Raw genomic sequence first — 25,374 nt, forward strand, 5'->3', positions numbered from 1 at the left:
TCCCAATGGGGACGTCAAACACACTGACGTCAGTGCTCAGCGTGCCGGCAGGCCCCGTTGCTGCCGATGTTCTGAGCTACTCCCGTCTTTGCTTTGACAGACCTTCTTACTGAGCGTCCGGGCACCTAATGCTGGTGCCTGGGCGCTTTGTCTCGCAAAGGTGAATAATGAGCACTCAAACAACGACCTCGGGCAAAATGAAGTTCGGGACGATAGTCCTGTTCGGCATTAACTGCCTGCTGGGGGCAGGGATCTTCATCACCCCCGGCAAAGCTTATTCTGAACTCGGTATGAACCTGTTTCCGGTACTGGTGGTCTGTGCCGTTCTGGCGCTGATCATGGCATTGGCTTTTGCCGAAATGGCCGGGATTTTTACTAAAACCGGCGGGGTGTACGTTTACGTAAGCGCCACTTTTGGTCCTTTCCTGGGATTTAACATTGGCTTTATGCGTTTTCTTGCCGCCTGCGTAGCATTGGCAGTACAGGTGGCCGCATTGCCGGGGATCATTACGACCGCGTTAGGTATCCATTTGGCGCCAGCCAACTCGGCGATGATCAGTATCGCTTTTGCCTGCGTGCTTTGCGGTATCAACCTGATCTCGGTAAAAGTGATGTCGGTGTTTACCCGCGTGAGCAGTTGGCTGGTATTGGCGGCATTAATCAGCTGCATCCTGGTCTCTTTCAGCCATTTCGACCTGGCTAATTTTACCGATGTGCCAGGGTTGGTGGCACAGTCGACCGGGGTTGAAGTTCCCGCGTTTGGCCATTTGACCTCGGCAGAATTTTCAGGCGGCTTCCTGCTGTTGTTTTACGCGATGGTGGGTTTCGAGAATATTGGCGTGGCCTCGCAAGATATGGAAAACCCTACTCGCGATATCCCAAGGGCGATCATTCTGGTGCTGTTATCGGTCACGGCGCTCTATTTCCTGCTGTTTGCTTCCATTATCGGGTCTATGGGGGGCGAGCATCTGGCGTTTTCCGATAACTCCGTGGCGGACAGCGTGGGGATGGTTCTGGGCAATGGCGCTCGTGCGATCATGTCCTTAGGGTCGGTGGTTGCCCTGTTTGGTATCGGTCTGGCCATGTGCTTTGCCGGGCCGCGAAATCTGGTGCCGCTGGCGGTGGATGGCTTCCTGCCAGAGTCAGCCGGTGCCAATAACAAACGCGGCGTACCGGCCAAGTCGATCATTGCGATGCTGGTGGTGACTATCATCTTTATCGTCTTGGCGAATGCGATGTCGAAAGAGTCCTTTGTACTGCTGGTGGAGGTCGCAACGGTTTGCCGTCTGCTGCAGTATCTGGCGGTGATTGTCGGTATCTTTGTGGTGCGCAAGAAAAAGATGCAAGGGACTTACCGCATGCCGTGGTTCAAGGTACTGGTGCCTATTTGCGTATTGGTTTGCCTCTATCTCGGTTCATGCACCCCGCCAACCGTGCTGTTGATTACGCTTGGGTTGATAGTGATTTCCCTGCTGGTGTACTTCCTGTACGCGCAACCGCGAGCAAAACGGATGGATGAGTCGGGAGATGACGGCCACCACCACGGCCATCATCACGCGGTTTAATAAGGCTTAATAAACACAAAGGCGCTGATCCTGAGGGAAAAGCGCCTTTTTTGCGTTCTAATGGGACGGCCCACAAGAAAAAGGCGCCGCCTCTTGCGAGGTTGCGCCTTTTCAACATGCCAACTGACTAGTATCAGTTCATGCCGTATTTTTTCAATTTCTTACGCAGCGTACCGCGGTTGATGCCCATCATCAGGGCTGCACGGGTCTGGTTGCCACGGGTGTATTGCATCACCATGTCCAACAGTGGCTGTTCAACTTCAGCCAATACCAGCTCATACAGATCGTTAACGTCTTGACCATTCAGTTGAGCAAAATAGTTCTTCAGTGCTTGTTTAACCGAGTCACGCAGAGGCTTTTGAGTCACTTGATCCTGTGAGTTCACGGTTGAAACGGTCAGTACGTCAGAATTTACGCGTTGTTCGAACATAGTTCTGTCAGCTCTTTTTTGTTACGCAAGATTTTCGAAATATGCCTCCAACGCCTCCAGCTGTTCGCTGGCATCCTCTATGGCGTTGAATGTGCGCCGAAACTGGTCATTCGGGGCGTGCTCCTGGAGATACCAGGATACGTGCTTACGAGCAATCCGGAATCCCTTGCCTTGGCCGTAAAAGCCGTGCAATTCCCGAATATGCCCTATCAACAAACGCTTAACCTCGCCAAGTGGCAGAGGGGGCAGCAGTTCCCCAGTGTCCAGATAATGCTGGATTTCCCGGAAGATCCAGGGTCTCCCCTGAGCAGCGCGGCCTATCATCAGGGCATCAGCCCCAGTGTAGTCGAGCACTGCTCTGGCTTTATGCGGGTCAGTAATGTCACCATTCGCGATAATCGGAATGGAAACATTCTGCTTAACTGCCCGAATGCTGTCGTACTCCGCGTCGCCGTTGAACAGGCAGGCACGGGTTCGGCCATGAATAGTCAGGGCCTGTATACCACAGTCTTCGGCCAGTTGGGCAATCTCTACACAGTTACGGTGTTCTGGCGCCCAGCCAGTGCGGATCTTAAGCGTTACCGGCACATCCACGGCGTTAACCACCGCGTGGAGGATCTGTTTAACCAGATCCGGGTACTGCAGCAATGCAGACCCTGCAAGTTTCCGGTTCACTTTCTTGGCCGGGCAACCCATATTGATGTCGATGATCTGTGCACCGCCGGCCACGTTAATACGCGCCGCGGCGGCCATATCATCCGGATCGCATCCGGCAATCTGCACGGAGCGGATCCCTGGTTCATCGCTATGGACCATACGCAGACGCGACTTATCCGTCCGCCACACCTCCGGATTGGAGGAGAGCATTTCGGATACAGCCATCCCAGCACCCATTGCATGACATAGGGTCCTAAATGGGCGATCTGTAATGCCGGCCATCGGGGCCGCAATCAGGCAATTTGTAAGCTGGTGGTGTCCAATGCGCATAGACAAAGAGTAACCATACTGTGTCCGCAAGGGCGCGTATATTACGCATTTTTGCGCTGAGATGAAAGGCCAAACTTTGACCAATTGGCCGCTATTCGCCATTAAAAATGCGGTTTGTCGGGATTCATAAAAATATTATATATACTTAACAATGGCTTGCCTGATTTTGGTTAATTAGTGCGCTATAAAATATTCCCAATACAACAGGATTTTATCTGTAATGAGTCTCGATTCAGCTCGAGAACGGCAGTGATTTAAGTCGTTTGTCAGGGTTTTTCATTGAGAATGGGCTGAATTATGCTGAAATCGCGTGGTGAAGGCTTAGGCAGAAAATATTCAGGGTCACGTGAATTTGGCATGGCGTTTCAAAGGAGCGGGGTGTCGCCGTCGCGTAGACAGGAAAACAAAAAACCACCGCCACGGGCTACGTTGGCAGTGGTTTTTATCAGGGCAGTAAGGGGATTACTTGCGCTGACCGGTGATGCGGCACCACTCTTCACGCTCTGCGACCGGATCCAGCGTGAATTTCTCTTCATAGGCTTGCGCCACGCTTGCCGCCTGTGTTGCCAGCACGCCGGACAGGCCCAGATAACCGCCGGACTTCGGCAGACAGCCGATCAAGGGGGCCAGCTCACGCAATGGGCCCGCCAGGATGTTGGCGACGACCACGTCGGCCTGCAGATCGGCAGGCTGGTCTTTTGGCAGATACAGCTCCAGACGCTCTGAAACGCCGTTACGCTGCGCGTTGTCGCGGCTGGCCTGAATGGCCTGGGGATCGATATCGATGCCGATAGCGCGCGCTGCACCGAGCTTCAACGCGGCAATTGCCAGGATGCCGGAACCACAGCCGAAGTCGATAATGGTTTTACCGGCCAGATCGAGGCCGTCTAGCCATTGAAGGCACAGTGCAGTCGTTGGGTGAGTGCCGGTACCAAATGCCAGGCCCGGGTCCAGCATGACGTTGACCGCGTTCGGGTCGGGCACGTCGCGCCAGCTTGGGCAGATCCACAGACGTTCGCCGAAGCGCATCGGGTGGAAGTTGTCCATCCACTCGCGCTCCCAGTCCTTGTCTTCCAGCTGTTCAATTTTATGGCGGAAGCCGGCGCCCAGCAGCGGGTGCTGTTCCAGCATGGCGACCACGTCGGCCATGTCGGTTTCGGCATCGTACAACCCGATCACATCAGTGTCGCCCCACAGCAGGGTCTCGCCCGGTAGCGGTTCGAACACCGGATTGTCGTGGGTGTCCTGGAAAGTGACCGATACGGCGCCGCTTTCAACCAGCGCGTCGCTCAGGTCTTCCGCCTGGCTGCCGGTGGTGTTCAGTTTTAGTTGGATCCAAGGCATAACAATTCTCTTTAAGAGGCTAATGATGACGCCACTCGGCGCTTTTCGCCTATGACGTTACCGATATAAAACGCCAGCAGGCTAAGCAGCAGCGAAGGCACGATAGGGTGCAACCCCGCTAGCTGCAGATTGAAGCTGGCCAATAGCGTATAGCATACCGCACCCGTCACCATTGAGCTAAGTGCTCCCTGCGCATTGGCGCGTTCCCAGTACAGGCCCAGCACCAGTGGCCACAGGAATACCGCTTCCAGGCCGCCAAATGCCAGCAGGTTCAGCCAGATGATCATTTCCGGTGGCCGCCAGGCTGCCAACAGCACCAGCAAGCCCAAAATCAACGTGGTCAGGCTGGAGAAGCGTTTGATCAGGCGCTCGTTCTGCATGTGCTGTGGGCGTACGCCAAGGTAGAGATCTTTGATGATGGTGGCGGAAGATTGCAGCAATTGGGCGTTAATGGTCGACATGATTGCCGCCATCGGCGCCGCCAGGAAAATACCGGCGGCATAAGGCGGCAGCACGGTGATCATCAGCGTCGGGATCACCTGATCGGGGATCTTCAGGTCCGGCAATACCGCACGGCCCAGCGCGCCAGCCAGATGCATGCCAAACATCAGCACCGCGACCACCATGGTGCCGAGGATGATCCCGCGATGCACCGCCTTGCTGTCCTTGTAGGAGATGCAGCGCACCGCCGTGTGCGGCAGGCCAATCACGCCAAAGCACACCAGGATCCAGAACGATGCCATAAACGGCAGGCTGAGGATCTGTTCACCGCCCTGCGGTGATACCAGCGCGGGGTCAATCTGTTGCAGCTTATCCACGGCGCTGTGCAGGCCGCCGGCGGCGTGAATCACCGCAACCAGCAGCAGCACGGTGCCGATCAGCATCACCAGCCCCTGCATGGCGTCATTGAGCACGCTGGCGCGGAAGCCGCCAAAGGCGGTATACAGCGCGATGCTGATACCGAAGATCAGCAAACCGGTGTCGTAAGGAATACCGGCGGCGGTTTCCAGCAGGCGCGCGCCGCCGATAAACTGCACCGTCATGGCACCCAGGAACGCCACCAGCAGGCTGAGGCTGGCCAGCCAGACCAACAGACGACTTTGATAGCGGCCGTAAAGCATATCGTTCAGGGTAATGGCGTTGTAGCGGCGAGCCAGAATGGCAAACTTCTTGCCCAGCACGCCGAGTGAAAGCCAAACCGCCGGCAGTTGGATCATCGCCAACAGCACCCAGCCAAGGCCGTATTTATAGGCGGCGCCGGGGCCCCCGATAAAGGAACTGGCACTGATATAGGTGGCGGTCAAGGTCATGGCCAGTACGAAGCCGCCCATCGATCGGTTGCCCAGAAAATATTCGCTGAGGAAGTTGCCGCTCTGGCGTCGGCTATAGGCGTAAACCGACAGCCCGAACACCAGCACCAGATAGGCGACCAGCGGCAGAATGACTTCAGTTTGCATCGCCGTCCTCCAGCGAAATATCACGGAATATGCCGCGTACCATTAGCCAACACAGGCCGATGAACAGCAGCGGAACCAACAGGCAGGCCATTTCGAACCAATGCGGCAGACCGGTAATACCGGATGCGCTGTCCGGCAGATAGGCTGCCAGCGACCAGGCCAGCAGATAAAGCAGCGTCAGGCCCAGAGCCCAGCGCGCCTCGCGGTGAGCTTGAATAAAACGTGTGTCCATCCGTTTCTCCAATATACCCGTCATACTTGAAGCTGCCTCTGTGTTGGCTGCGCTCACTTACCCGAATCACTTACTACAGTAAGCATCATCGGGATGCGCTCCTTTGCCGCCTTGATGCAACTCCAATTATTTAGGGTATACAACTATTATGGATTTGATCATCCATTGAGTGACCCAAAGCAGTAAAGAAAAAGGCCGGTGATTAACCGGCCTTCTGTCAGGCGATGCGAATAGCCTGCCTTAGGTTTCCTGCAGACCGAGCTTTTTCTCCAGATAGTGGATGTTGGTGCCACCGTGCTGGAAGTTTTCGTCGCTCATGATCCGCTGTTGCAGTTCAACGTTGGTTTTGATGCCATCGATGATCAGCTCAGCCAGGGCGTTCTTCATGCGGGCAATCGCCACGTCACGGTTTTCACCGTAGGTGATCAGTTTGCCGATCATGGAATCATAGTACGGCGGTACGGTATAACCGGCGTAAATATGAGATTCCCAACGCACGCCGAAACCGCCTGGCGCATGGAAACGGGTGATCTTGCCTGGGCTAGGCAGGAAGGTGTTCGGGTCTTCGGCGTTGATACGGCATTCCACCGCGTGGCCGTGAACCTTCACTTCTTCCTGTTTGATCGACAAAGGCTGACCGGCAGCGATACGCAGCTGCTCTTTAATCAGATCCACGCCGGTGATCATCTCGGTAACCGGATGCTCAACCTGAATACGGGTGTTCATTTCGATGAAATAGAACTCGCCGTTTTCATACAGGAACTCGAAAGTGCCTGCGCCGCGGTAACCGATTTCCACACAGGCTTTCGAGCAGCGCTCGCCGATATAACGGCGCATTTCGCTGGTGATGCCCGGTGCCGGAGCCTCTTCAACCACTTTCTGGTGGCGGCGCTGCATGGAGCAGTCGCGCTCGGCCAGATAGATGGCGTTACCCTGACCGTCCGCCAACACCTGAATTTCGATATGGCGTGGGTTTTCCAGGTATTTTTCCATGTAAACCATGTCGTTGTTGAAAGCCGCTTTGGCCTCCGCCTTGGTCATGGAAATGGATTGCTCGAGGTCTTTGTCGCTGCGCACTACGCGCATGCCGCGACCGCCGCCGCCGCCGGATGCCTTGATGATAACCGGGTAGCCGATGCGCTTGGCGAAGGCACGGTTTTTATCCATGTCGTCGGTCAGCGGGCCATCAGAGCCAGGTACGCAAGGCACGCCAGCTTTCTTCATGGCATTGATGGCAGAAACCTTGTCGCCCATCAGGCGGATAGTTTCGGCTCTCGGGCCAATGAAGATAAAGCCGGAGCGTTCGATCTGCTCGGCGAAATCGGCGTTTTCAGACAGGAAGCCGTAGCCCGGGTGGATCGCCACTGCGCCGGTGATTTCAGCCGCAGAGATGATTGCCGGGATATTCAGGTAACTTTTTACCGATGGCGCAGGACCGATACACACGGTCTCGTCAGCCAGCAGTACGTGTTTCAGATCGCGATCGGCTGTCGAGTGCACGGCAACGGTTTTGATGCCCAGCTCTTTACAAGCACGCAGGATACGAAGCGCGATCTCGCCACGGTTGGCGATAACAATTTTATCAAGCATGTTCGCCTCGTTATTCGATGACGACCAGTGGCTCGTCAAATTCTACCGGTTGGCCGTTCTCTACCAGGATGGCTTTCACCACGCCGGATTTGTCCGCTTCGATCTGGTTCATCATTTTCATTGCTTCAACGATGCACAGAGTGTCGCCGGCGTTCACTTTCTGGCCGACTTCGATGAAGGCTTTCGCATCCGGGCTTGGCGTGCGGTAGAAAGTACCGACCATTGGGGAACGAACGACGTGGCCACTCATGGCCGCTGGTGCTGCAGGCGTTTCGGCTGGCGCGCTGGCAACGGCGGTAGCCAGTGCTGGCTGCGGCTGTGCCGGCATTGCGTATGCCTGTGGCATCATTGGGTAAGCCTGCGCTGGAGCAGCGCGGCTGATGCGAACTGACTCTTCGCCTTCAGAAATTTCCAGTTCAGAAATACCTGATTCTTCAACCAGTTCGATCAGTTTCTTGATTTTACGAATATCCATGAGTGTGATTCCGTACTCTTTTGCGTAGCAATTAGTGGGTTTTCGACAGACGGTTAACCGCTGCCTGTAAAGCAAATGTGTAGCCATCCGCGCCGAGGCCGCAAATCACGCCTACCGCAATATCGGAAAGGTAAGAGTGATGGCGGAAAGGCTCTCGGGCATGCACGTTGGAGAGGTGGATCTCGATAAACGGGATCTGCACCGCCAGCAATGCATCACGCAGCGCCACGCTGGTATGCGTGAACGCGGCAGGGTTAATCAGAATAAAATCTGTGTTGCCGCGCGCCTGATGTATGCGATCGATCAGCGCATGTTCGGCGTTAGACTGCAGATGGCTCAGGGTAATATCCAGTGCGGATGCCTGGTTTTCCAATCCGTTAACAATCTCTGTTAACGTCGTGCTGCCGTACTTCTCCGGCTCACGCGTCCCCAGCAGATTCAGATTGGGGCCGTTCAGAAGCAAAATGTGAAACTTATCCGCCATTGTGCTGGTATCTCCGGCAATAAAACCATCATCGTAGAAAATAACCCGACGTCACAGATTTGTCACCTGTTAAGGGGAAAATTCACCCTGAGAACAGGAACAAGGTCGGGCATTATAACGATATCGTAGCAATTCGCAGCTAAATACTGGTCTTATCAGCGAAGATATTCAACCCTAAATCAGTAAACTGGCCAGGGCGATATTGCATTATGAGGGGTAGAACACAGAAAAGTTCCGGCTTTTAACGCCACCAATTGCGGAATTTCTTGTATCGCAGCGCCAGTAGCGCGACGGCCAGCAGAGCATAAATGAAGGGCTGCGGCGAAAAGGTTTTTACCGACCACAGGTAGTGAATCGGTGCCAGAATCGCCACCAGATAGACCAGATTATGCAACGTCTGCCATTTGGCCCCCAGTTTGCGCATCGCCCACAGCGTGGAGGTTGCGGCCAGCGCCAGCAGGATCAGCCAACTGACAATGCCGAGCGTCAGGTAAGGGCGGGTGACCAGTTCACGCCCCAGCAGGCCGATATTGCTCAGCCCCAGCTCCAGCGTCGAATAGCTTATCAGATGCAGCGTGCCCCAGGCAAAACACCATAGTCCCACCAGACGACGACAGCGAATCAGCAGCGGTTGCCGGGCATAGCGCGCCAGTGGCGCAATCATCAAGGTCGCCAGCAACAGTTTCAACGTCATTCTGCCGGTAAAGTGTTGAATGTCTTTGGCCGGATCGGCGCTGAACCAACCCTGGTCCACCGACAGCACCAGCCAGAGAAAAGGCAGGAATGCCGCCAGATAAATGGCGACCTTAATCCACTTGATATGAGCCGGAGTTAAACGCACCTAAAAATTCTCCCTTAGATCCAGGCCGCGGTACAGCGACGCTACCTGTTCGCCATAGCCGTTAAACAGCAGCGTGGGTTGGCGTTTAACGTCCAGGATGCCGCCGGAGCCGATAAAGCGTTCGGTGGCCTGTGACCAGCGTGGATGATCGACGTTCGGGTTTACGTTGGCATAGAAGCCGTACTCATTCGGCGCAGATTCATTCCAGGTGGTGGGCGGCTGATCGCGCACCAGACGGATATGGACTATCGACTTAATGCCTTTAAAGCCGTATTTCCAGGGGGTGATCAACCGCAGCGGCGCACCGTTTTGCGGCGGCAGCGTTTTGCCGTATACGCCGACGGTCAGCAGGGCCAATGGGTTCATGGCCTCATCGAGACGCAGCCCTTCAACATAAGGGTATTTCAGCCCGCCGCCGATAAAACGATCCTTCTGGCCTGGCATCTGTTCCGGATCGTACAGCGTTTGGAAAGCGACGTAGCGGGCATTGCTGTTCGGCTCCGCCAGCTTGATCAGCTTACCCAGCTCAAAGCCAATCCAGGGCACGACCATCGACCAGGCCTCCACGCAGCGCATACGGTAGATGCGTTGTTCCAGCGGGAAGCGTTTGATCAAGTCATCGATATCCAATGTGATCGGTTTGGCGACCTCGCCGTCGATACGCACTTTCCAGCCTTCGGTTTTCAGGCCGCCGGCATTCGCGGCAGGATCGGCTTTATCCAGACCGAATTCGTAGAAGTTGTTGTAACCGGTGACTTTGTCTTCCGGCGTCATGGCCAGTTGCGCCTGCCAGGCCGCAGGCTTGCTGAATGACAGCGGTTTACCGGCGGGGGCCTTGGGCCGATCGTTGCCTTTGAACCATGACAGCAAATCGGCCTGCGCATTAAGCGGCAAGGCCAGCGACGCGGCGGTGATACCCAACGCCTGCAGCACTTTGCGCCGCTGATGGAACACGCTCTCGGGCGTGACATCGGCTTCGGTCAATTTAGGGGGCTTTCTCATGGTGTTTTCTCCGCGTTTCATCCCCGCCGCCTTTCAGGTGCGGGTACTCAAACCTGCTCCCGTCAGAGTGACTGTAGGAGGTAACCTTCTGAGCCCGATTAACGCGGACGCAGCATGCAACGCCCCTACAGTATGCTGGGGTATCTGTGTTGTAAGCATGGCGTGAAATCAGGCTATATGCGAGAGGGCGCGGGAAAATATGAAATTTCGCAGGCGAATGTTCCCCCCGTTGCCGGGGGGCGATTTAAGCTTTAGCGGATTTTAACCAGAGTGCGTCCGGTCACTTGATGATTCAGCAGCGCGGCGGCGGTGGCCGGTGCCTGTTCCAAAGTGATTTCCTGGGTGGCCTGTTGGTAGAAACTGTCCGGCAAAATACCGGCTAGCCGTTCCCAGGCGGTTTGGCGGCGATGCAGCGGCGTATGAACCGAGTCCACGCCCTGCAGGCGAACGTTGCGCAGGATAAACGGCATCACCGTGGTGGGCAGGTGATAGCCACCGGCCAGGCCACAGGCGGCGACCGTGCCGTTATAATTCATCTGTGACAGGACTCGCGCCAGCAGCGTGTCGCCAACGGTATCGACCGCCCCGGCCCACAGTTGCTTTTCCAGCGGACGCGGGGCTTCCAGGTAGCCGTCGCGCGACAGGACTTCTTTGGCGCCCAGCGCTTTCAGATACTCGGTATTGCTCTCGCGGCCGCTGATGGCGGTGACGTGATAGCCCAATGCCGCCAGAATCGCGATGGCCGTGCTGCCCACGCCGCCGCTGGCACCGGTAACCAGAATATCGCCGTCGTCCGGGTGTACGCCGCCTTCTTCCAGCGCCATCACGCACAGCATGGCGGTAAAGCCGGCGGTACCCAGGATCATCGCTTTGCGTTCATCCAGCCCGTTCGGCAGCGGCACCAGCCATTCGCCTGAGACTCGTGCCTGTTCGGCCAGGCCACCCCAGTGGTTTTCACCCACGCCCCAACCGGTGAGCACCACGCTTTGGCCTTCTTTAAAACGATCGTCGCGGCTTTCGCGTACCGTACCGGCGAAATCGATGCCTGGCACCATCGGGAAGTTACGCACGATCTTGCCTTTGCCGGTGATCGCCAACGCATCTTTATAGTTAAGGCTGGACCAGTTGACGTCCACCAGGACATCGCCGTCGGGCAGCAGATCGCTGCTGATATCCTTGATGTGAGCCAGAGTTTGATCGCCTTGTTGTTCCAATAACAGTGCACGCATGTCACTCTTCCTCTTGTTTGCATTTTTGCCATGGATGGCTGAACCAGATTTAATTGACTATATGCATATAAGAAATTTATGTCCTGATAAAAGACAAAAAAGGGTGATTGAAGGTTTTCTTCGTTGTCGAGGCTTGGTAGCTTGGGTGGCGTGAACCGACAGCGGGTATCGCCGGAGCGGTACCCGCTATTCATTAAAAAAATCAGGATATTGTGTTGGATTCATTTGAGCGGATTCGGGGCCTTTATACTTCCAAAGGTGAAAACTCACGTAACCATACCGGACAAGGCACAGGGATGCGATTCACCACCAAACTCTCTGCATTGATCACCTTGCTTGTTGCTTTGGCGATGTTTTTGATGCTGATGGGCTGCTCATACAGCTTCTTTTACGTCACTCAGGAGCGTCTGGATCGCCGCTTCGAGTCGCTGATGACCTCACTCGACCAAGCGATGCTGCGCGAATCCCCAGAGGAACAGAAACGCTGGTTGCCGTTGGTGATGCGTCCACTGGGTATTGTGGCGGTCAGCGTGGATACCAGCCACAGTAACCTCCTTTCCTATAAATTGCCGACGCTCAACAAACAGCCCTGGGATCCGCTCAACGGTTACAGGCAGGTGACTTTGCCGCTGATGCAGCATCCCGGCGCGGCACTGCAAATTACTTATATCGATCCTTTCGCCAGCGACGTACGCTCGTTGCAATCTACTGCCGCCGTGACGCTTTCGATCGTTGTGATGGTGGTGATCTTGCTGTTTAGCCTGCGCTGGCTTCGCGATCAGGCCGACGGAGAGGATCGGCTGGAACGCCGTGCACGACGCATTCTCAACGGCGAAAGAGAGAGCGTGATGCAGGGCGATATGCGCGAATGGCCGGCGAACGTCAGTGGCGCGCTCGATCGCTTGCTGGCAGATTTGGCGGAAGCGCGCGAGGAACGCAATCGGGTCGATACCTTGATCCGCGCCTTTGCCGCCCAGGATGCCAAAACCGGCCTGAATAACCGACTGTTCTTCGACAACCAGCTAACCACCCAACTGGAAGAAGAGGGCTCGCACGGTATTGTGATGATGGTGCGACTGCCCGATTTTGACACGCTGCGGGAAATTCACGGCAACGGCGCGGTGCAGGAACTGATGTACTCGCTGGTCAATCTGCTGTCGACCTTCGTGATGCGCTATCCGGCGGCGCTGCTGGCGCGTTATTTCCACAGCGACTTCACCGTCCTGCTGCCGCACCGTACGCTGAAAGAGGCGGACGGCATTGCTTCACAGCTGGTCCACGCGATTGACGCCTTGCCTTCAACGGCGCTTATCGATCGTGAAGCATTCCTGCACATTGGCATCGTGGCGTACCGCAGCGGACAAACCACCGAGCAGGTGATCGATTACGCGGAGCAGGCAACGCGCCATGCTACGTTGCAAGGCGAAAACGGCTGGTATGTTTATGACAGCCAGGTGCCGGAAAAAGGGCGCGGCAGCGTCAAGTGGCGCACCCTGCTGGAGCAGGTGCTGGCGCGGGGAGGCCCGCGTTTGTATCAGAAACCGGCGGTGACGGTAGAAGGGGAAGTGCATCACCGTGAGATCATGAGCCGGATCTACGATGGCACCCAGGAACTGCTGCCATCGGAGTATATGCCTCTGGTACGGCAGTTAGGGCTGGCGGAAAGCTACGATCGTCAACATCTGAGCCGTATTCTTCCTTTACTGACGCTGTGGCCCGAAGAAACATTGGCTTTTACGCTGAGCGTAGACTCACTGTTGCAGCGTAGTTTCCAGCGTTGGCTGCGTGATAGCCTGTTACAGTGTGAAAAAAGTCATCGTCGGCGAATTCTGATTGAACTTGCAGAGGCAGACGTGTGTCAACATATCGACCGTTTACGTCCGGTACTGAAGTTACTGTCAGGGCTGGGCTGTCGTCTGGCGGTGTCCCAGGCCGGGTTAACCGTGGTAAGTACCTCCTATATCAAGTCCTTACCGGTGGAATTGGTTAAGCTCCATCCGGGTCTGGTGCGGAGTATTGATAAGCGTGATGAAAATCAGCTGTTCGTTCAAAGCCTGACCGGCGCCTGTGAAGGCACCAGCACTCAGGTTTTCGCCGCCAGCGTGCGGACGCGTAATGAGTGGCAGACGCTGAAAGAGCGGGGGATCCTCGGTGGACAGGGCGACTTTTTCGCGTCGCCGGAACCGATAGACGTCGGGCGTAAAAAATATTCGCGTCGTTATCGTGTTTAACCTGAATACCGAACAAAAATTAACGTAGAATGAGCGCCAATTCATCTGGGCTTTTTTCTCTGTCATTTTGGGATAACCCCCAAACTGCCTGCGACAATGACGCCTATTTGATATAGGCTCTTGTCAGTCCTTTTCTGTTGAACGTTGGTAGGTGCTTACCACCAGCGGCAATCAGGGAATATGTTAGATTTTATGAGCTGTGTTACGCCGTTTCGTGCGCTGACAGGGTGGTAAACTGAGCCTTTGTTCAGGGAATTCAGGCCTCATCCAATTTCCGTGCATTCGAGCAGAAACAATACAGACTATTTTTCACCGAAGTAGAACGTTTTTGCGCCTTGTCGCTGCTTCGTGTGGTTGGTAAAGTAGGCGGATTTTATTTTCCGCCCCCAGCTTGCAGGATTATCCTTTAGTTATGTTTAAGAAATTTCGTGGCATGTTTTCCAATGACTTGTCCATCGACTTGGGTACCGCCAATACCCTGATTTATGTTAAAGGGCAAGGCATTGTACTGAACGAACCGTCGGTGGTTGCCATTCGCCAGGATCGTGCCGGTTCACCCAAGAGCGTTGCGGCCGTGGGTCATGAGGCTAAACAAATGCTGGGGCGTACGCCCGGCAACATCGCGGCTATTCGTCCGATGAAAGACGGCGTGATCGCCGATTTCTTCGTGACCGAAAAAATGCTGCAGCACTTTATTAAACAGGTACACAGCAACAGCTTCATGCGGCCAAGCCCGCGCGTGCTGGTGTGTGTGCCGGTTGGCGCAACTCAAGTTGAGCGCCGCGCCATCCGCGAATCTGCCCAAGGGGCCGGTGCGCGTGAGGTGTTTCTGATTGAAGAACCTATGGCTGCCGCAATCGGTGCCGGCCTGCCGGTTTCTGAAGCGACAGGTTCCATGGTGGTGGATATCGGTGGCGGTACCACTGAAGTGGCGGTGATCTCACTGAACGGTGTGGTCTACTCTTCTTCTGTACGTATCGGTGGTGACCGTTTCGACGAAGCTATCATTAATTACGTGCGTCGTAACTACGGCTCACTGATCGGTGAAGCAACTGCCGAACGTATCAAGCATGGCATCGGTTCCGCTTATCCGGGCGATGAAGTGCATGAAATCGAAGTTCGCGGCCGTAACCTGGCTGAGGGCGTGCCACGTGGCTTTACCCTGAATTCCAATGAAATCCTTGAAGCGCTGCAGGAGCCGTTGACCGGCATCGTCAGTGCGGTGATGGTGGCGCTGGAGCAGTGTCCACCAGAGCTGGCTTCAGACATTTCCGAACGCGGCATGGTGTTGACCGGCGGTGGCGCATTGCTGCGCAACCTGGATCGCCTGCTGATGGAAGAAACCGGTATTCCGGTGGTCGTGGCAGAAGATCCGCTGACCTGCGTAGCCCGCGGCGGTGGCAAGGCGTTGGAAATGATCGACATGCATGGCGGCGATTTGTTCAGCGAAGAATAGTCAGCCCCAAGAAGGAGGAATCGTATCGGGTGAATGCGCAAAGCGAAAATCAGGTACGGTTCCTCTTTCTGTTGTCGAGGAACACGCATAATTTATGAAGCCGATTTTTAGCAGGGGGCCTTCCCTGCAACTACGACTTTTTTTGGCGGTGATCGTGGCCATTGGCCTGATCGTTGCCGATAGCCGTCTCGGTACGTTCGTGAAAATACGTAACTACATGGACACGGCCGTCAGCCCTTTCTATTTTTTGGCCAATGGGCCACGTAAAGTTTTGGACAGCGTTTCAGAAACGCTGGCTACCCGCCAACAGCTGGAGCTGGAAAACCGGGCTCTGCGGCAGGAACTGCTGCTGAAAAACAGCGATATTCTTCTTCTTGGCCAATTCAAGCAGGAAAACGCCCGCTTGCGTGAGCTGTTAGGCTCGCCGCTGCGCCAGGACGAACACAAAATGGTCACTCAGGTGATCTCGACCGGCTCGGATCCTTACAGCGATCAGGTAGTGATCGACAAAGGATCGGATAACGGCGTTTATGAAGGCCAGCCGGTCATCAGTGATAAAGGCGTAGTGGGCCAGGTGGTGGCGGTGGCTAAAGTCACCAGCCGCGTGTTGCTGATCTGCGATGCTTCACATGCGCTGCCAATTCAGGTGCTGCGCAACGATATCCGGGTGATCGCCGCAGGCAGCGGCTGTGCCGACGATTTACAGCTTGAACATCTGCCGAACAATACCGATATCCGCGTGGGTGATGTGCTGGTCACATCCGGCCTTGGTGGTCGCTTCCCTGAAGGCTATCCGGTGGCGGTGGTGTCCTCGGTCAAAGTGGATAATCAGCGCGCCTATACCGTGATTCAGGCTCGACCAACCGCAGGGTTACAGCGCTTGCGCTATCTGCTGCTGCTGTGGGGGGCCGATCGTAACGGCGACATGCCGTTGCCGCCCGATGAAGTTCATCGCGTCGCCAATGAGCGTCTGATGCAGATGATGCCGCAGGTTCTGCCGCCAGCTGATGCGGTGGGGCCGCAACTGCCTCTGCCTGCTCCGGCAACCGGGGCCGCGGTACAAACCGCTGCTCCTGCCGCGGGAGTCACGCAATGAATCGTTACCGCAGCAACGGGCGCTGGATAATCTGGCTGTCATTCCTGGTGGCGCTGGTGCTGCAAATCATGCCGTGGCCGGAACAGATCTACATGTTCCGTCCCTCCTGGCTGGCTTTGATCCTGATCTACTGGGTGATGGCGTTGCCTCATCGGGTTAACGTCGGCACCGGCTTCGTGCTGGGGCTGATTATGGATCTGATCCTCGGTTCCACGCTGGGCGTACGCGCACTGGCGTTAGGTATTATTGCCTATCTGGTGGCGTTCAAATTCCAACTGTTCCGCAATATGGCGCTCTGGCAACAGGCGCTGATCGTCGTGCTGCTGTCACTGGCGATGGACGTTGTGGTGTTCTGGGCCGAGTTTTTAGTGATCAACGTTTCTTTCCGCCCAGAGGTGTTCTGGAGTAGTGTGGTAAACGGCATCCTGTGGCCATGGTTGTTCCTGTTGATGCGAAAAATTCGCCGTCAGTTCGCCGTACAGTAAGGGTATAACAATGACTTCGCTTTATCTGGCCTCCGGCTCTCCCCGTCGACATGAATTACTGACCCTGTTGGGCGTCCCCTTTGAAGTTATCCTGACGGATACCGAAGAGCAGCGGCAGGAAGGGGAATCCGCGGAAGCCTATGTGCGCCGTTTGGCGCAGGATAAGGCCAAAGCCGGCGTGGCGCTGGCACCGCAGGCGTGGCCGGTGCTGGGTGCCGATACCATTGTGGTGCTCAATGGCCGGGTGTTGGAAAAACCTCAGGACGAGACGCACGCGGCGCAAATGCTGGCGGCGCTGTCGGGTAAACAGCATCAGGTGATGACTGCGGTGGCGATCGCCGATCGCCATGACGTTCTGTGCCAACTGGTGGTGACGGACGTGACATTCCGCAACCTGTCACAGCAGGATATCTGCGACTATATTGCTACGGGCGAGCCGATGGATAAAGCGGGCGCCTACGGAATTCAAGGAAAGGGTGGTTGTTTCGTCAGAACGATAACCGGGAGTTATCATGCGGTGATGGGCCTGCCGTTAGTCGAAACACATGAGCTGCTCAGTAATTTTGTCGCATTACGTGATGTAAGAACCGGTTGATGGGCGCTGCCATTATCGACCGGCTCTGAGGAGAAGGCATGACAGCTGAGCTACTGGTTAATATCACACCGTCTGAAACGCGGGTTGCCTATATTGATGGCGGCATCCTGCAAGAGATCCATATCGAACGCGAATCTAAGCGCGGCATCGTCGGCAATATTTATAAAGGGCGCGTAAGCCGCGTGTTGCCGGGCATGCAGGCGGCATTCGTCGATATCGGCCTGGATAAAGCGGCCTTCCTGCACGCTTCCGATATCATGCCGCACACGGAATGTGTCGCCGGCGATGAGCAGAAAAATTTCCACGTGCGTGACATTGCCGAACTGGTGCGCCAGGGACAGGATCTGATGGTCCAGGTGGTGAAAGATCCGCTCGGTACCAAGGGCGCACGCCTGACCACCGACATCACTTTGCCTTCGCGTTACCTGGTGTTTATGCCGGGGGCGGCGCACGTTGGCGTTTCGCAGCGTATAGAAAGTGAAGCCGAGCGCGATCGCCTGAAAAAAGCGGTGGCCGGTTACTGTGATGAGCTGGGCGGCTTTATCATCCGCACCGCGGCTGAAGGCATTGGCGAAGAAGAGTTGGCGCAGGACGCCGCTTTCCTCAAACGCCTGTGGACCAAGGTGATGGAGCGTAAAAAACGCAACCAGACCAAATACAAATTATACGGTGAGTTGGCGTTGGCGCAGCGCATTTTGCGTGACTTCGCCGGCGCGGCGCTGGACCGGATCCGCGTGGATTCCCGCCTGACCCACGATCTGCTGGTGGAGTTTACCGGTGAGTACATCCCGGATATCACCGCCAAGCTGGAGCTGTACACCGGCAGCCAGCCAATCTTCGATCTGTACGACGTCGAAAACGAGATACAGCGTGCGCTGGAGCGCAAGGTCGAGCTGAAGTCCGGCGGTTATCTGATCATCGATCAGACCGAGGCGATGACGACCGTGGATATCAATACCGGCGCCTTTGTCGGCCACCGCAATCTCGACGAAACCATCTTCAACACCAATATCGAAGCGACCCAGGCCATTGCCCGCCAACTGCGGCTGCGCAACTTGGGCGGCATTATCATCATTGACTTCATTGATATGAATAATGAAGAACATCGCCGTCGAGTATTGCATTCGCTGGAGCTGGCGCTGAGTAAAGATCGGGTAAAAACCACGATCAACGGCTTCTCTCAGCTAGGCTTAGTGGAAATGACGCGTAAACGTACACGGGAAAGCATTGAACATGTGCTGTGTAACGATTGTCCTACCTGTCAGGGACGCGGCACGGTGAAAACAGTGGAAACCGTGTGCTACGAAATTTTGCGTGAAATTGTGCGCGTGCACCATGCTTATGATTCAGATCGTTTCCTGGTTTACGCCTCTGCGGCGGTGGGTGAGGCGCTGAAAAGCGAAGAGTCCCATGCGCTGGCCGAAGTGGAAATCTTTGTGGGCAAGCAGGTGAAGGTACAAATCGAACCTTTATACAGCCAGGAACAATTTGACGTTGTCATGATGTAGTTCGCCCGTTGGTGGCTAAAGTCAGACATGAGTGGGGCTCAGCATACTGAGCCCCATCGTGCATAGATATTCCCGTTGCCAGGCAGCGGAAGCAAGGAGAACTGCGTGAGGCGACTGCCTGGGATTTTGTTAGCTACAGGCGCCACTCTGATTGTCATCGTGGCGTTGCTGATCAGCGGGCTGCGTCTGGTGCTGCCTGAACTGAACAACTATCGCCCTCAATTGCTGGCAAAGGTTGAAAGCCTATCCGGCGTGCCCGTACAGGTCGATTTCATCCAGGGCAGTTGGGAAACTTTTGGCCCACAGCTTGAAATGCGCAACGTGCGCGCCACGCTGCCCAAAAGCAATCTGAAGATTGAACGCGTGACCTTGGCGCTGGACGTGTGGCAATCGCTGCTGCATTTGCGCTGGCAGTTCCGCGATCTTACCTTTCACCAACTCCAGTTCGATCTTAACACCACGCTGGGCGGCGATGAGCACCAGGGTAGCACCATCGAACCGGGTAAAATCACCGATTTGCTGCTGCATCAGCTGGATCATTTCGACCTGCGCGACAGCCGCATCTCATTCCTGACGCCCGCCGGCGCGCGTGCCGAATTCGAAATCCCACAGTTGACCTGGCTGAACGGCCGCGATCGTCACCGGGCAGAAGGGCAGATCAGCCTGTCGACGCTGAACGGTCAGCATGGTGTGGTGCAACTGCGCATGGATCTGCGTGATAACCAAGGGCTATTGAATACCGGCACTGTCTATATGCAGGCCGACAATATCGATATGAAGCCCTGGTTCACCCGTTGGCTGCGCGCCAATACCGGGCTGGAAAGCGCAGACTTCAGTCTGGCGGCCTGGCTGCAGATCCAAAATGGTGAAATCGCCACCGGCAGTGCATTACTGAAACAGGGGGCGGCCAATTGGAACGTGGGGACTCAAGCTCACCGGCTCGACGTGGACAATCTGGCGCTGACGCTCAGCCGTCAGGGTACCGGCTGGCAGGTGGACGTTCCGCAGTTGAACCTGGCCACCGACGGTCAGGCCTGGCCACAGGGTAAACTGTCTGCGCTGTGGTTGCCGGAAAACACCGAATTCCTGGGCCCAGGGCAAACCGAAGAGCTGCGCGTGCGCGCCACTGACATTCAGCTTGAGCGCCTGGCCGCGCTACTGCCGACCTTCTCTTTCCTCAGCCCGGACGTGTTGGATCGCTGGAACGATCTGCAGCCGCAAGGCAAGGTCAACGCGCTGGCGTTGGATATCCCGCTGAAACAACCGGAAAAAACGCGTTTCCAGGCCCTCTGGCAGGACGTCAGCTGGCAGCACTGGAAACTGTTGCCCGGCGTGAATCACTTCTCCGGCGCACTGAGTGGCGGTGTGGAAAATGGTCGTCTGCAGCTTGATCTCAATAACAGCACCCTGCCGTACGGCGATATGTTCCGGGCACCTCTGGAAATCAGCAGCGCGCGGGGGGCTCTGACCTGGCAGAACAATGACCAGGGCTGGGAACTGGCGAGCCAAAACCTGGATGTGAAAGCCAAATCGCTGTGGGTTAACGGTGACTTCCGCTATCAGCAGCCGGCCAAAGGCGACCCGTGGCTGAATATTCTGGCAGGTATCCGTCTGTACGACGGCGCGGACGCCTGGCGCTACTTCCCTGAGCCCCTGATGGGCAAGCATCTGGTGGATTACCTCAGCGGCGCCATCCAGGGTGGGCAGGTGGATAACGCCACGCTGATCTACAACGGTGACCCGCAGCATTTCCCGTACCGCAAAAACGAAGGTCAGTTTGAGGTGTTTGTCCCGCTGCGTCATTCCACCTTCCAGTTCCAACCGGATTGGCCGGCGTTGACCGATCTGGCTATCGATCTCGACTTCGCCAATGAAGGGCTGTGGATGAACGCTCCGCAAACCAAATTGGGTAAAGTCGATGGCAAAAATGTCAGCGCCGTCATTCCGGACTACCTGAAAGAGCGTTTGTTGGTGGATGCCGAGGTCGCGGGCCAGGGGGGGGAAATCCATGACTATTTCAAACAGACTCCGCTGCACGATTCATTGGGCTCGGCCCTGGACGAACTGCAGATTGGTGGTAATGTCAGTGGGCGCTTACACCTCGATATTCCCTTGAACGGCGAGCTGGTGCGCGCCACCGGTGAAGTCGCGCTGAACAATAACTCACTGTTGGTGAAGCCTATCGACAGTGAGCTGCAAAAGGTCAGCGGCAAGTTCCGTTTTGATAACGGCAACCTGAGCAGCGATACCCTGTCTGCCAATTGGTTTGGACAGCCGGTGGCGGTGGATTTCAACACTCAGGAAGGGAAAAACGATTACAAGGTCAACGTTGGCCTGAAAGCTGACTGGCAGCCGGGCAAATTCCCTGGCATCCCGCAGGAAGTGAGCGATGCACTGAGCGGCAGCGCCCCTTGGCAGGGTCAGGTGGCCATCGTCTTGCCTCATCAGGGCGCGGCCAGCTATGACATTGGCGTTGATGCGGATCTTAAGAAAGTAAGTAGTCACTTACCTTCGCCATTAGATAAACCGGCGGGTGAGCCATTGCCGCTGAGCGTAAAAGTGAAAGGTGGCCTGAATGGATTCATGCTGACCGGCAGTGCTGGCAAACAAAACAAATTCAACAGCGAATGGACCTTCGCCAAACAGCAGGTCACGCTGGCACGGGCGGCCTGGCAGACCGCTGGTAGTGGAACCCCACCGTTACCGAACGGAAAATCGCTGACGCTTAACCTGCCGCCGCTGGACGGTGAGAAATGGCTGGGCCTGATGGCACCGGCGCTGAAACAAAGTGGCGGTATGGGCAAGGTGGGCGGATTTAACTTCCCGACCACCGTCGCACTAAAAACGCCACAGCTGCTGCTAGGCGGTCAGGCGTGGCATAAGCTGACGCTGTCGGCAGAGAAGCAGCTGGGGGCCACGCTGGTCAGCGCCAAGGGCGATGAGGTTGATGGCAGTTTACGGGTGGCGGACCGGGGGCCGTGGCGCGCCGATATCAATTATCTCTATTACAACCCGCAGTTTGACGCGGCTAAGAGCACTCCGACGGCGACCGCAGCTGCGCAGGTGGCCGCAGACAAGGTTTCCTTCCGCGACTGGCCGTCGCTGATGCTGCGCTGTAAGTCGTGCTGGGTGATGGGGCAGAACCTCGGCAAGGTTGAGGCTGATTTGACCAATCAGGGGGATACCCTCCTGCTGACGCACGGGTTAGTCGATACCGGCAAAGGGCGCATGACCGCCAGCGGTTTGTGGAAACAGAATGCCCAGGAAGAGCGCAGCTCGCTGAAAGGTAAACTGCTGGGTGCCAAAATTGATGAAACCGCGGCTTTCTTCGGCATCACCACGCCGCTGAAAGGCGCACCTTATGACGTCGATTTCGATCTCTACTGGCGCGGCCAGCCGTGGAAACCGCAGTTGAATACCCTGAGTGGCGCGCTGAAAATCAATATGGGCAAGGGCGAAATCGACAGCATGGGCGGCGGTCGTGCCGGCCAGCTGTTGCGTCTGGTGAGCTTCGATGCCCTGTTACGCAAGCTACAGTTCGATTTTAGCGATACCTTCGGCAAAGGCTTCTACTTTGACTCCATCCGCAGCACCTCGTGGTTGAAAGATGGCATAATGCATACCGATAACCTTTTGGTTGACGGACTGGCAGCGGATATTGCCATGAGCGGGCAAATTGACCTGGCGCGTCGGCAGATTGATATGGAAGCGGTGGTGGCGCCGGAAATTTCAGCCACCGTCGGCGTGGCGACGGCATTCGTGATTAACCCGATTGTTGGTGCTGCGGTGTTTGCCGCGTCCAAAGTGCTGGGGCCGCTGTGGAACAAGATTTCGCTGATTCGTTACCATATCGGCGGCAGCCTGGATCAGCCGAAGATCAATGAGGTGTTGCGTAAGCCAAAGGAGGATAAGGCGTCATGAGAAATGCTAACGTTGCGTTGTTACAGTTGTGCAGTGGCGATCGGGTGCGTGACAACCTGGCCCAGATTGAACAGCAGATTAAGCAGCTCAATGCCGGGGTAAAACTGGTAATGACGCCGGAGAATGCGCTGCTGTTCGCCAACTCTGCGGCCTATCGTGAGCATGCGGAGCAACAGGGCGACGGGCCGTTGCAAAACGCGGTGCGTGAAATGGCGCGACGCTATGGCGTGTGGTTGCTGGTCGGTTCCATGCCGCTGGTCAGCCGCGAAAATCCTGCGCTTATCACTACCAGCAGCCTGCTGTTTGACGATCAGGGCGAGATCCGAGCGCGTTACGACAAACTGCACATGTTCGACGTGGACATTAACGACTCCCACGGCCATTATCGTGAGTCGGACACCTATCAACATGGCCAACAGCTCACGGTAGTGGATACCCCGGTCGGTCGGCTTGGCATGACCATCTGCTACGATTTGCGCTTCCCGGCGCTGTTCCAGGCGTTGCGAGCGCAGGGCGCTGAACTGATTTCCGTGCCTGCAGCCTTTACCCGCGTGACCGGCGAAGCGCACTGGGAAATACTGCTGCGCGCAAGGGCGATTGAAAACCAGTGTGTGATCCTGGCGCCGGCGCAGGTCGGCAGCCATGGCCCGACTCGCCGCACCTGGGGTCACTCGCTGGCGGTAGACGGTTGGGGCAAGGTGCTGGCCGAAAACGCGGATGCGGTCTCGGCGTTGAAAGTGCGGGTTGACACTACCGGCCTCAAAACGATTCGTGAGCAGATGCCGGTGTTGCAACACAACAGATTCCAGATGTCGCTGACGGCGCCGTTTGAAAAAAACTCCTCCATTAAAGAGTGAAAAAATTATGAGCCTGACGTTTGTCAGTGAGCAGTTACTTGCTGCGAATAAGTTGAGCCACCAAGACCTGTTTTCCGTCCTGGGGCAACTGGCAGAACGCCGCCTCGATTATGCCGATCTCTATTTCCAGTCGAGCTACCATGAAGCCTGGGTGATTGAAGACGGCATTATCAAGGATGGTTCTTACAATATCGACCAAGGGGTCGGGGTGCGCGCCGTCAGCGGCGAAAAAACCGGCTTCGCCTATGCCGATCAGATCACCCTGAACGCTTTGCAGCAGAGCGCGCAGGCGGCGCGCAGCATCGTACGTGACAAGGGCAACGGCCAGGTACATACCCTGGGCGAAATCAGCCATAAGGCGCTGTACCCGCTGCTTGATCCGCTGCAAAGCCTGCCGCGTGAAGAAAAAATCGCCTTGCTGCATCGCGTTGATAAGGTGGCCCGCGCTACCGATAAGCGCGTACAGGAAGTCAGCGCCAGTATCACCGGCGTATATGAGCAGATCCTGGTCGCTGCTACTGACGGCACCCTGGCGGCGGACGTGCGCCCCTTGGTGCGTTTGTCCGTCAGCGTGCTGGTGGAACAAGACGGCAAGCGTGAGCGCGGCTCCAGCGGCGGCGGCGGTCGTTTTGGCTATGATTATTTCCTGGAAATCGTCGAGGGTGACGTTCGCGCCGATGCCTACGCCAAAGAGGCGGTGCGCATGGCGTTGATCAACCTGTCTGCCGTTGCGGCGCCGGCGGGCAATATGCCGGTGGTGTTGGGCGCAGGCTGGCCAGGCGTACTGCTGCATGAGGCGGTAGGCCACGGCCTGGAAGGTGACTTCAACCGTCGCGGTACGTCGGTGTTCAGCGGTCAGATGGGCCAACTGGTGGCTTCCGAGCTTTGCACCGTAGTGGATGACGGTACTCTGCAAGGGCGTCGTGGGTCACTGGCTATCGATGACGAAGGCGTACCGGGTCAGTACAATGTGCTGATTGAGAACGGCATCCTGAAAGGCTACATGCAGGACAAGCTCAATGCGCGCCTGATGGGCGTTGCACCGACCGGTAACGGCCGCCGCGAGTCTTATGCGCACCTGCCAATGCCGCGCATGACCAATACCTACATGCTGGCGGGTAAGTCGACGCCGGAAGAGATCATCGCCAGCGTCGAGTACGGGCTGTATGCGCCTAACTTCGGCGGCGGTCAGGTGGACATCACTTCGGGCAAGTTCGTGTTCTCCACCACCGAAGCCTATTTGATTGAAAATGGCCGCATCACCAAACCGGTGAAAGGCGCTACGCTGATTGGCTCCGGTATCGAGGCGATGCAGCAGATTTCAATGGTCGGCAACGATCTGGCGCTGGATAAAGGCGTTGGTGTATGTGGCAAAGAGGGGCAAAGCCTGCCGGTGGGCGTCGGCCAACCGACCCTGAAGCTGGACACCCTGACCGTTGGCGGTACCGCGTAACCGTCTCCTGGGGCCGGATCCCGGCCCCTATCAAACGCCATTTTGCGGCCTGCATCGCATTAACGGCAATGAGTTGGCTTTGCTTAAATTAAGAGCGATTCACTGTTTTTCCCAGCCTCAGTAAATCAATAAATTA

The 25,374-nt window shown here is 56.2% G+C and carries 21 protein-coding genes; 10 read left to right on the forward strand and 11 right to left on the reverse strand.

From position 1 onward, the window contains the following. Positions 1-167: 167 nt before the first annotated feature. Entirely contained in the window at positions 168-1,565 is a 1,398-nt protein-coding gene (locus M2407_RS13330) for an APC family permease (RefSeq protein ID WP_122080322.1), read from the forward strand. 133 nt (positions 1,566-1,698) lie between these two features. Here M2407_RS13330 and fis read toward each other — a convergent pair whose 3' ends face one another. The 11 genes from fis to M2407_RS13385 all read right to left on the reverse strand — a co-directional run bounded on the left by fis (position 1,699) and on the right by M2407_RS13385 (position 11,636). Then, a complete protein-coding gene (gene fis, locus M2407_RS13335; RefSeq protein WP_000462905.1) occupies positions 1,699-1,995 on the reverse strand; it encodes a DNA-binding transcriptional regulator Fis in 297 nt (98 codons plus the stop codon). A gap of 21 nt (positions 1,996-2,016) precedes the next feature. Continuing rightward, positions 2,017-2,982: a tRNA dihydrouridine synthase DusB gene (gene dusB, locus M2407_RS13340; protein ID WP_046374956.1), complete on the reverse strand. Its 966-nt coding sequence runs from the start codon at positions 2,980-2,982 to the stop codon at positions 2,017-2,019. A 462-nt stretch (positions 2,983-3,444) separates the two neighbouring features. Then, a complete protein-coding gene (gene prmA / locus M2407_RS13345) occupies positions 3,445-4,326 on the reverse strand; it encodes a 50S ribosomal protein L11 methyltransferase (protein ID WP_046372537.1) in 882 nt (293 codons plus the stop codon). Between the two features lie 11 nt (positions 4,327-4,337). Then, on the reverse strand, positions 4,338-5,783 hold the full coding sequence (gene panF / locus M2407_RS13350) for a sodium/pantothenate symporter (RefSeq protein ID WP_122080321.1): 1,446 nt from the start codon (positions 5,781-5,783) through the stop codon (positions 4,338-4,340). Next, complete coding sequence (locus tag M2407_RS13355; RefSeq protein WP_020832087.1) at positions 5,773-6,015, reverse strand: YhdT family protein; 243 nt, start codon at positions 6,013-6,015, stop codon at positions 5,773-5,775. Before M2407_RS13355 ends, panF begins: the two co-directional genes overlap by 11 nt. Before the next feature lie 240 nt (positions 6,016-6,255). Next, complete coding sequence (accC, locus tag M2407_RS13360; protein ID WP_020832086.1) at positions 6,256-7,605, reverse strand: acetyl-CoA carboxylase biotin carboxylase subunit; 1,350 nt, start codon at positions 7,603-7,605, stop codon at positions 6,256-6,258. Positions 7,606-7,615: 10 nt separating this feature from the next. After that, a complete protein-coding gene (gene accB / locus M2407_RS13365) occupies positions 7,616-8,080 on the reverse strand; it encodes an acetyl-CoA carboxylase biotin carboxyl carrier protein (RefSeq protein ID WP_020832085.1) in 465 nt (154 codons plus the stop codon). Positions 8,081-8,111: 31 nt separating this feature from the next. Next, the gene (gene aroQ / locus M2407_RS13370) at positions 8,112-8,564 is read right to left on the reverse strand and encodes a type II 3-dehydroquinate dehydratase (RefSeq protein ID WP_020832079.1); all 453 of its coding nucleotides are present in this window, start codon (positions 8,562-8,564) and stop codon (positions 8,112-8,114) included. Positions 8,565-8,805: 241 nt separating this feature from the next. Continuing rightward, entirely contained in the window at positions 8,806-9,405 is a 600-nt protein-coding gene (gene msrQ / locus M2407_RS13375) for a protein-methionine-sulfoxide reductase heme-binding subunit MsrQ (protein ID WP_020832077.1), read from the reverse strand. Further along, positions 9,406-10,407 (reverse strand): protein-methionine-sulfoxide reductase catalytic subunit MsrP, encoded by a 1,002-nt coding sequence (msrP, locus tag M2407_RS13380; RefSeq protein ID WP_129984027.1) that lies wholly within the window; start codon positions 10,405-10,407, stop codon positions 9,406-9,408. 251 nt (positions 10,408-10,658) lie between these two features. After that, the gene (locus M2407_RS13385; RefSeq protein ID WP_201895968.1) at positions 10,659-11,636 is read right to left on the reverse strand and encodes an oxidoreductase; all 978 of its coding nucleotides are present in this window, start codon (positions 11,634-11,636) and stop codon (positions 10,659-10,661) included. A gap of 296 nt (positions 11,637-11,932) precedes the next feature. Here M2407_RS13385 and csrD point away from each other — a divergent pair, with 296 nt between their 5' ends. From csrD to tldD, 9 genes are all read left to right on the forward strand, one after another. Continuing rightward, positions 11,933-13,867 (forward strand): RNase E specificity factor CsrD, encoded by a 1,935-nt coding sequence (csrD, locus tag M2407_RS13390; protein WP_128864519.1) that lies wholly within the window; start codon positions 11,933-11,935, stop codon positions 13,865-13,867. Between the two features lie 412 nt (positions 13,868-14,279). Beyond that, complete coding sequence (mreB, locus tag M2407_RS13395; protein ID WP_012147106.1) at positions 14,280-15,323, forward strand: rod shape-determining protein MreB; 1,044 nt, start codon at positions 14,280-14,282, stop codon at positions 15,321-15,323. Positions 15,324-15,417: 94 nt separating this feature from the next. Continuing rightward, positions 15,418-16,419, forward strand: coding sequence for a rod shape-determining protein MreC (gene mreC, locus M2407_RS13400; protein WP_041415027.1), 1,002 nt, complete (start codon positions 15,418-15,420; stop codon positions 16,417-16,419). Beyond that, on the forward strand, positions 16,416-16,904 hold the full coding sequence (mreD, locus tag M2407_RS13405) for a rod shape-determining protein MreD (protein WP_012147104.1): 489 nt from the start codon (positions 16,416-16,418) through the stop codon (positions 16,902-16,904). The genes mreC and mreD overlap by 4 nt, the downstream gene beginning before the upstream one ends. A gap of 10 nt (positions 16,905-16,914) precedes the next feature. After that, on the forward strand, positions 16,915-17,499 hold the full coding sequence (locus M2407_RS13410) for a nucleoside triphosphate pyrophosphatase (RefSeq protein WP_020832069.1): 585 nt from the start codon (positions 16,915-16,917) through the stop codon (positions 17,497-17,499). Between the two features lie 38 nt (positions 17,500-17,537). Next, the gene (rng, locus tag M2407_RS13415) at positions 17,538-19,007 is read left to right on the forward strand and encodes a ribonuclease G (RefSeq protein ID WP_020832068.1); all 1,470 of its coding nucleotides are present in this window, start codon (positions 17,538-17,540) and stop codon (positions 19,005-19,007) included. Positions 19,008-19,112: 105 nt separating this feature from the next. After that, complete coding sequence (gene yhdP, locus M2407_RS13420; RefSeq protein WP_259218403.1) at positions 19,113-22,928, forward strand: AsmA2 domain-containing protein YhdP; 3,816 nt, start codon at positions 19,113-19,115, stop codon at positions 22,926-22,928. After that, positions 22,925-23,785, forward strand: coding sequence for a deaminated glutathione amidase (gene nit1, locus M2407_RS13425; protein WP_020832065.1), 861 nt, complete (start codon positions 22,925-22,927; stop codon positions 23,783-23,785). Before yhdP ends, nit1 begins: the two co-directional genes overlap by 4 nt. Positions 23,786-23,792: 7 nt before the next feature. Continuing rightward, positions 23,793-25,238, forward strand: a complete 1,446-nt coding sequence (gene tldD, locus M2407_RS13430; RefSeq protein ID WP_046372542.1) for a metalloprotease TldD — start codon at positions 23,793-23,795, stop codon at positions 25,236-25,238. Positions 25,239-25,374: the final 136 nt, after the last annotated feature.

This window comes from Serratia sp. BIGb0234, from assembly GCF_024809915.1.
GTDB classification, from domain to species: Bacteria; Pseudomonadota; Gammaproteobacteria; order Enterobacterales; family Enterobacteriaceae; genus Serratia; species Serratia liquefaciens.

Bases quoted from the DNA above. Each gene is read 5' to 3' on its own strand.
- accC (WP_020832086.1), bottom strand. From the start codon at position 7,605: ATGCTTGATAAAATTGTTATCGCCAACCGTGGCGAGATCGCGCTTCGT.
- aroQ (WP_020832079.1), bottom strand. From the start codon at position 8,564: ATGGCGGATAAGTTTCACATTTTGCTTCTGAACGGCCCCAATCTGAAT.
- rng (WP_020832068.1), top strand. From the start codon at position 17,538: ATGACAGCTGAGCTACTGGTTAATATCACACCGTCTGAAACGCGGGTT.
- M2407_RS13410 (WP_020832069.1), top strand. From the start codon at position 16,915: ATGACTTCGCTTTATCTGGCCTCCGGCTCTCCCCGTCGACATGAATTA.
- fis (WP_000462905.1), bottom strand. From the start codon at position 1,995: ATGTTCGAACAACGCGTAAATTCTGACGTACTGACCGTTTCAACCGTG.
- mreC (WP_041415027.1), top strand. From the start codon at position 15,418: ATGAAGCCGATTTTTAGCAGGGGGCCTTCCCTGCAACTACGACTTTTT.
- nit1 (WP_020832065.1), top strand. From the start codon at position 22,925: ATGAGAAATGCTAACGTTGCGTTGTTACAGTTGTGCAGTGGCGATCGG.
- panF (WP_122080321.1), bottom strand. From the start codon at position 5,783: ATGCAAACTGAAGTCATTCTGCCGCTGGTCGCCTATCTGGTGCTGGTG.
- M2407_RS13330 (WP_122080322.1), top strand. From the start codon at position 168: ATGAGCACTCAAACAACGACCTCGGGCAAAATGAAGTTCGGGACGATA.
- dusB (WP_046374956.1), bottom strand. From the start codon at position 2,982: ATGCGCATTGGACACCACCAGCTTACAAATTGCCTGATTGCGGCCCCG.
- M2407_RS13355 (WP_020832087.1), bottom strand. From the start codon at position 6,015: ATGGACACACGTTTTATTCAAGCTCACCGCGAGGCGCGCTGGGCTCTG.
- msrP (WP_129984027.1), bottom strand. From the start codon at position 10,407: ATGAGAAAGCCCCCTAAATTGACCGAAGCCGATGTCACGCCCGAGAGC.
- M2407_RS13385 (WP_201895968.1), bottom strand. From the start codon at position 11,636: ATGCGTGCACTGTTATTGGAACAACAAGGCGATCAAACTCTGGCTCAC.
- prmA (WP_046372537.1), bottom strand. From the start codon at position 4,326: ATGCCTTGGATCCAACTAAAACTGAACACCACCGGCAGCCAGGCGGAA.
- mreD (WP_012147104.1), top strand. From the start codon at position 16,416: ATGAATCGTTACCGCAGCAACGGGCGCTGGATAATCTGGCTGTCATTC.
- csrD (WP_128864519.1), top strand. From the start codon at position 11,933: ATGCGATTCACCACCAAACTCTCTGCATTGATCACCTTGCTTGTTGCT.
- tldD (WP_046372542.1), top strand. From the start codon at position 23,793: ATGAGCCTGACGTTTGTCAGTGAGCAGTTACTTGCTGCGAATAAGTTG.
- mreB (WP_012147106.1), top strand. From the start codon at position 14,280: ATGTTTAAGAAATTTCGTGGCATGTTTTCCAATGACTTGTCCATCGAC.
- accB (WP_020832085.1), bottom strand. From the start codon at position 8,080: ATGGATATTCGTAAAATCAAGAAACTGATCGAACTGGTTGAAGAATCA.